Genomic DNA, 6,562 nt, shown 5'->3' with positions numbered 1-6,562 from the left:
GGGGATTTCCTCCCCCTTTCCGACACCTCAAACATTACGCAGCCCAGGAGCACACAACGAGGGTCCGAAGACCCAAACCAGGCCCACAAATCGGCCCAAGTCCGAGATCCCCCGCGACCACACAGCAGAAGGCCGGACCCCCGATTGGGGTCCGGCCCTCCATAACGCGCAACAGTCAGTCGATCAGCGACGGCTTGAGCTGCCCGGCCAGCACCCCGGCGTCGAAGGTGGAGTACGGTCGCCCGCCGTCCCCAGGGAAGGTCAACGGCACGTCGACATCCCCGCAGCGCGCTGTCCGCTCCACGTCCGGCGGCGGAGGCGGCTCCTCCTCCGGGTCTGTGGGCGTCGGCGTCGACGTGGGTGAGGGTGTCGGAGGGGGCGGCGGGAGCGGCACCAGAGCACAGGGCCCGAGGCGCTTGCCCACCTTGGCCACCGCCCGCGCATCCTCATGCCGTCCGCTCTCGGCCACGGTGTTCATCCGTACCCGGACCTCGATCCGGTCACTGTTCGGGTAGTAGCAGTACGACACCAGGGTCGCGTCGTTACGCGACGCAAAGTCGGCCGCTGCCCCGCGACCGAGGCCGCAGGTGAACCGCTGTTGCCCGGTCGCCACTTGGGGCAACAGGGCCGGCGCCGTGTCCTTGACGTCCTTGGCCCCGGCCAGCGCGGCCGCGTCGGCGGCGATCTGGATCTGGCTGCGCTCATCCGTCGCCTTGGCCACCCGAACGATGTACCCGACCGTGAACGCGCACAGCAACACCGTGACGAGCATGGTCAACATCGTCGTGACCTGACCGCGCTCCGCGCGAGACACCGACGTCATCTCAGGCCACCTTGGTCCCGAGCCACACCGCGATGGCCTCGGCCCGCGTGGTGACCTCCAGGCGCATGAAGATCGCGTTGATGTGGTTCTTGACCGTCTTCTCCGACAGAAACAGATCACGCGCGATCTGCCCGTTGCTCCGCCCCGCAGCAATCGCGTCCATGACCTCCGCCTGTCGCCGGCTTAACCCGTGATTGCCGGAGCGCAGTCCGGCCGCGGGCGGGGAAGCCAGGTCATTTCGCAACGCGGCCAGGGCGCCCGCGGTGAACGACCCGCTGCCGATCGCCGCCGAGCGCACCGACTGCGCCAGGGTCGCGGCGTCGAACGTGCCGTGCACGAGATACCCCGCTGCCCCTTCGGTCACCGCCTGCCGCACGATCTCGGCCTCGTCGGTGAACGTCAGCATGAGCACGGCCGCGGCAGCTGCCAGTTCACGCACGACCGAGACCCCGTCCCGCTTCGGCATGCGCACATCGAGCAGCACGACATCGGGGCGATACTGCGCCGCGGCCCGCAACGCCTCCTCACCGTCAGCGGCCTCGCCCACCACGACGAGGTCGTCCTCCGACTCGAGCAACGACCGGATGCCCATCCGCACGATCGCGTTGTCGTCGACGATCAGCACCCGAACCTCGGAGGTCGGCGCCATCGATGGCATCCCCTGTGCATCCTGAATCTGCGTACTCACCGTTCGACCAACCCTTCCTTGTGGACGACGAAAGTGACCGTGGTCCCCCGACCCGGCCGGCTGTCCCATGACATGGCGCCGCCGATGGCGGCCAGACGTTCGCGCATTCCGCGGACCCCGAAGTGCCCTCCGGCCTCGGTCTCGCGCAGCACGCTCGTATCGACACCCTTGCCGGTGTCCTCGACCTGCAATACCGCCTCGCCGTTGCGTTCGGTGAGCGTCACCGTGGTCCGGCACGGAGCGGCGTGGCGAGCCACGTTCTCCAAGGCCTCGCCGAGCGCGGCGAGGAGTTCGTACCGGCGCGAGTCCTCCGCGACGTCGACGTCATCGAGTCGCGTCTCCGCAACTAGCCCGGTACGACGCTCCCATGCCGTGACGACCTGGTGCACCATGCCGGGCAGCGGCTCGCGCACCTCGCTGCGCCGCAGGTTGGTCATGAGCACTCGCGCGTCGTCCACCGCCTGCGACGCTGCTTGGGCGACATCCGCGGCACGGTCCTTGGCACGAACCGGGTCCTTGTCGACCCAGGTCGGCAGCGCCGAAGCACTCATGGCCACGCCTTGGAGGGACTTCGCCAGCGAGTCGTGGATCTCGCGCGCGAACCGCGCCCGGGCCTCGGCCTCGGTGGCCAGACTGACCGCGTCGGTCAGGGCCGCATTGGAGCGCTGCTCCGCCACGATCGCGCGGCGCATGGCGACTCCGACGAACCACAGCAGCACGTACACGAGCGGGATGAGGAGCGAGTTGATCGACCCTCCGGCGTTCAGCTGGTCGGTGGCGAGCAGGGCCAGGACATACGCCCCGACGAGCACGCCGGTGACGAGGATGCTGGCCCGCTCCTCGAGCCACAGCCCGACGAGCAGGGCCGTGGTCAGCGGCGCCAACAGCACCGGGCTGTTGAGTCCGGCCACGGCGGCGACACCGACGAGTACGGCCACGTCGAGCATGGCGAGCGACGGGTGCCGCCCGACCAGCGACATGAGGTCGGGATGCGTCAGACCCAGGTAGCTCGTCAGACCGACGAGGATCGCGCTGATCGTGAAGACCAGCGTCAACTCGGAGCCGACCATCGCGAGCATGGCGATGAGCAGTGCCATGAGCCGCCCGAGGAATGCCGCCTTGGACAGCGTGATCGAGGCGGGCGAAGTGAGCAGGGCGACGTCACTCATCCGAGCAGTCCTCCGAAGTCGATGTCCGAGCCGAGATACATGCCGACCAGCAACAGGATCAGCACACCCGGCACCAGGACCACGGAGCTGACGAGGGTCACCCGCGGGGCCGTGCGCCCCGCCTTCTGCCGCATCCGCTGAGCCGAGGCCTTGCGCATGTCCATCGCGATCTGGTTGAGCGTGTCGGCCAGCGGAGCGCCGAGTTCCTCGGCCTGCAGGTAGGCGGTGACGAACTCCTGCAGGGATTGTGAGTCGTTGCGCTCCCGCAGCTGGATGAACGCCCCACGCACCGACGCGCCGTTGGCGATCTGGTTGAGCACCAGCGCAAACTCCTCGGCCAGCGGGCCACCGAACCGCTCCGAGACCACGCGCAGCGCCGGCCGGAACGCGACGCCGGCACTGACCGTCACGGCCAGCACGTCAAGGAAGTCGGGGAGGTCGCGATCGAGCTGTTCGCGCCGAAGACGGGCCTGCCGGGTCAGCCGACCCAGCGGCAGGATCAGCGCCGCCACGATCGCCAGCAGAACCATGATCAGGTTGCCCTGCATGAGGTAGAGCACGGCCACGGGCAACAGGATCAGGCCCCACATGACGACCTGCCGCAGGACCGAATCCACGTCCAGGTCGGCGCTGCGGCCGGCGGCGTTGACCTGCTTCTGCAGCCACCGCAGGGCCGGCAGCGGCAGTCGCCTCCGCACCTCCGGGGTCAGCCTCGACGCGAGCCGACCCAGCGGTCCCTGCCCGCCCGCACGACGACGCTCCGGCGCGTTGAACAGGGCGATGTCCTCGACGTCCAGCCCCTCGGCCGGGTCGGAGCGCAGCAGCCGATAGCCATGCAGGAACGCCACCAACGTCGCGGTCGCCACCAGGCCCGGAACGATCCCCACCAGCCAGTTCACGGTTCGATCCTCGCCATCTTCCGAATCACGACGAAGCCGGTGCCGAAGAGCACGAACACGATGCCCAGGGCGACCTGCCCGATGATGTTGCGCGTCATCTCCTCGACGACTCCGGGGTACATGACATTGAGGCCGAGCAGCAGCACGAAGCCGATGCCGATGACCATGTAGCTCGTCGCGATCGACTGCGTCAGCGTCGTCCGCACCTCACGCCGCGTCTCACGGCGCATCTCGAGCGTGTCCGCAATGCCCCGCAGCGACGTGACCAGGGACCCGCCGGCCCGCGACGACACGACCAGCGTCGAGATGAGCACACTCACCTCACGCGACCCGATCCGCGAGCGCAGTTCGTCGAGCGCCCGGCGTAGATCCGCCCCGAACTGCAGGTCGTTCGACACGCGACGGAGCTCCGTGGAGGCGGGTTCGGCGAGCTCGTCGGCCGCCACGCTCAGCGCGGTCGGCAACGACAGACCCGCGTTGGTGGCGTTGGCCAGCACCCGCGCGAACTCCGGCAGCTGCGCGATGAACGCCTCGCGACGGCGCTCCTTGCCGCGGCCGATGTACCACCGCACCGCCAGGAACCCGGCCGCCAAACCGGCCAGACCCAACGCCGGCGCCAGCAACGTCCACAGCGCGTAGAAGGCGGCCACGGCGATGACCACACCGCCGAGCAACACCACCGACGGGCGCTGCGTGATCCCGGCCAACTCGAGCTCACGGGCAAAGGCGCGCCCACGCGCACTGCGGGCCAAACGGCGATCCGCCCGCGCCAGCAACGGCTCCTGCGACGCGTCGACCAGACCGGCCGCCGAGGCAACCATCTGACGACGGCTGCGTCCCACGGCCGCAAGTTCGCGCACGGCGACGAGCGCGAGCACCATCGCGAGCACGGCTCCGAGGGTGATGACGACGGGGTTGCCCATCACGCGGTCACCGTCCAATCGGTCGGCGGCTGCATCTGCACCAGACGCAACCGGTGGATCAGCTTCTCGGGCAACGGGTAGCGCAGGAACGCCCCCGTCGTGCCATCTTCATTGCGGCGCTCGGGGTCCCAGCGCATGATCGGCACGATCTCGAACTCCTCCTGCCGACGGCTGAGCACGAACGCCACCTGCGTGACCCGCCGCGATCCGTCGAGCGTGCGGTTGAGCTGCACGATGATGTCGATCGCCGAGTTGACCTGGTCACGGATCGCGGTGAACGGGATGACCACGTCACTCATCGACGCCAGCGTCTCCAGTCGCGAGAGCGCGTCGTCGGGGCTGTTGGCGTGAACCGTCGTCAGCGACCCCTCGTGACCGGTGTTCATCGCCTGGAGCATGTCCAGGGCCTCACCGCCACGGCACTCACCGACGATGATCCGATCGGGGCGCATACGCAGCGAGTTGCGCACGAGGTCGCGAATGGTGATCTGCCCCTTGCCCTCGACGTTCGCCGGGCGCGTCTCGAGGCGGATCGTGTGTTCTTGGTCGAGGCTCAACTCGGCGGCGTCCTCGATCGTGACGATGCGCTCGGCGCCGGGGATGAACGACGACAGCACATTGAGGAACGTCGTCTTGCCCGACCCGGTACCGCCCGAGACGATCATGTTCAGCCGCGCCTCGACGCACAGGGCCAGCAGGCCGGCGGTGTCCCGGTCGATGCTCTTGAACCCGATGAGCTGCTCCAGGCTGAACGCCTTGGGGAAGAGTCGGATCGTCACGGTCGGCCCGTTGAGCGCCAGCGGCGGCAGCACGACGTTGACACGCGCGCCCCGCGGCATGCGCGAGTCGGCGGGCAGTCGCGCGTCGGCCATCGGGCTGGACTCGTCGACGCGCCGGTTGACCGTCGAGACGATGCGGTCGATGGTCTGCAGCAGTTGGTCGTTGGACGAGAACGTCGCGTTGACGCGCTCGACCCGGCCACGCCGCTCGACGTAGACCGTCTCGGGGCCGTTGATCATGATCTCCGAGATCGACGGATCGGCCAGCAGCGGCTCGAGCACACCGAGGCCGACGCTCTCGTCGACGACGCGGCGGATCAGGCCGTTGCGCTCGCTCGTCGAGAGCACGACACCTTCACGGGTGACGAGGTGGGCGATGACCCGCTCGAGCCGCGCGCGGCGCTGGTTGGCGTCGAGCTTGGACAGCTCGGCCAGGTCGACCTCCTCGAGCAGCAGCTTGCGGAAGCGGATGACCAGCGCGTCATCGGTGTTGCCGTGGGTCTTGGCCTCGAGCTCGGCCGAGCCGAACGAGGAGTAGTTGCGATTCGAGACAACGGTCACGGTCCGACCTCCGGCATGACGGCCTCGCGGTGCACCGAGCCCAGATCCAACGGCGTGACCTTCGGGATGCGCACGGTGACGCGGTACGCGTGCCCACCGGGCGACCCGAGCGGCGTCACGGCGGTGGCCTGCAGGTTGCCCGGCAACGACGCCTGCGCGGCGGCGTACGGGTTGCGCCCCATGCTCGCGGCGCGCGCGGCCGAGCGGGCCGCCTTGTCGGCCGAGGTCATCGCCCAGGCGGCCAGGCCGACCTGGAAGACCATGACCGCGACGAGCAGCATGATCGGCACGAGGGCGACGAACTCGATCGCGGCCACGCCACGCTCACGCCGGAGCGGAGCTCGGTTGGCTCGGGTGTTCACGGCTCCACCACCACTTTCTGTTCGGTCGTGATGCGGCTGACGCTGACCCAGCCGGGCACGACGAGCGGCACGGGCAGGCTGACCTGCACCGAGGAGGGCGACGGGCGCGTGACGGTCGCGCCACTGCGCATCGACGCCGGCAGGGCCTCGGTCGCCTCACGGGTCACGACCGAGGCGGGCTTGCCGATGGCCGCCGCGCGGGCGCCCTCATCGGCGGCGTGGCCCATGTACATGAACGTCACGCCGGTGAGCACGAGCTGCCAGGCGATGAGGCAGAACAGCAGCGCGAGGGGCACGATGGCGACGTTCTCGAGCACGACCTGGCCGGCCTCGGCCTGGGCCTTGGCCCGGGCGGAGC

General features: G+C 69.2%; 8 protein-coding genes. All 8 read right to left on the bottom strand.

Annotated features, from left to right (window positions below):
* Positions 1 to 175: 175 nt before the first annotated feature.
* On the bottom strand, positions 176 to 823 hold the full coding sequence (locus KD1_RS14495) for a pilus assembly protein TadG-related protein (protein ID WP_068403098.1): 648 nt from the start codon (positions 821 to 823) through the stop codon (positions 176 to 178).
* A 1-nt stretch (position 824) separates the two neighbouring features.
* Complete coding sequence (locus tag KD1_RS14490) at positions 825 to 1,472, bottom strand: response regulator (protein ID WP_217995905.1); 648 nt, start codon at positions 1,470 to 1,472, stop codon at positions 825 to 827.
* Between the two features lie 35 nt (positions 1,473 to 1,507).
* A complete protein-coding gene (locus KD1_RS14485; protein WP_068403094.1) occupies positions 1,508 to 2,680 on the bottom strand; it encodes a sensor histidine kinase in 1,173 nt (390 codons plus the stop codon).
* Positions 2,677 to 3,579, bottom strand: a complete 903-nt coding sequence (locus KD1_RS14480) for a type II secretion system F family protein (RefSeq protein ID WP_068403092.1) — start codon at positions 3,577 to 3,579, stop codon at positions 2,677 to 2,679. The genes KD1_RS14485 and KD1_RS14480 overlap by 4 nt, the downstream gene beginning before the upstream one ends.
* A complete protein-coding gene (locus tag KD1_RS14475) occupies positions 3,576 to 4,502 on the bottom strand; it encodes a type II secretion system F family protein (protein WP_068403090.1) in 927 nt (308 codons plus the stop codon). Before KD1_RS14475 ends, KD1_RS14480 begins: the two co-directional genes overlap by 4 nt.
* Complete coding sequence (locus tag KD1_RS14470) at positions 4,502 to 5,842, bottom strand: TadA family conjugal transfer-associated ATPase (protein ID WP_217995904.1); 1,341 nt, start codon at positions 5,840 to 5,842, stop codon at positions 4,502 to 4,504. Before KD1_RS14470 ends, KD1_RS14475 begins: the two co-directional genes overlap by 1 nt.
* Positions 5,839 to 6,204 (bottom strand): TadE/TadG family type IV pilus assembly protein, encoded by a 366-nt coding sequence (locus KD1_RS14465; RefSeq protein WP_068403088.1) that lies wholly within the window; start codon positions 6,202 to 6,204, stop codon positions 5,839 to 5,841. Before KD1_RS14465 ends, KD1_RS14470 begins: the two co-directional genes overlap by 4 nt.
* Positions 6,201 to 6,562, bottom strand: a 362-nt coding sequence (locus tag KD1_RS16955) for a hypothetical protein (RefSeq protein WP_068403086.1), incomplete at its 5' end; no start/stop codon positions are given. The genes KD1_RS16955 and KD1_RS14465, both read right to left, overlap by 4 nt.

Source organism: Kribbia dieselivorans NBRC 106261 (assembly GCF_001552435.1).
In the GTDB taxonomy this organism is placed as follows: domain Bacteria; phylum Actinomycetota; class Actinomycetes; order Actinomycetales; family Dermatophilaceae; genus Kribbia; species Kribbia dieselivorans.
This window is presented reverse-complemented; position numbering and strand designations above follow the sequence as displayed.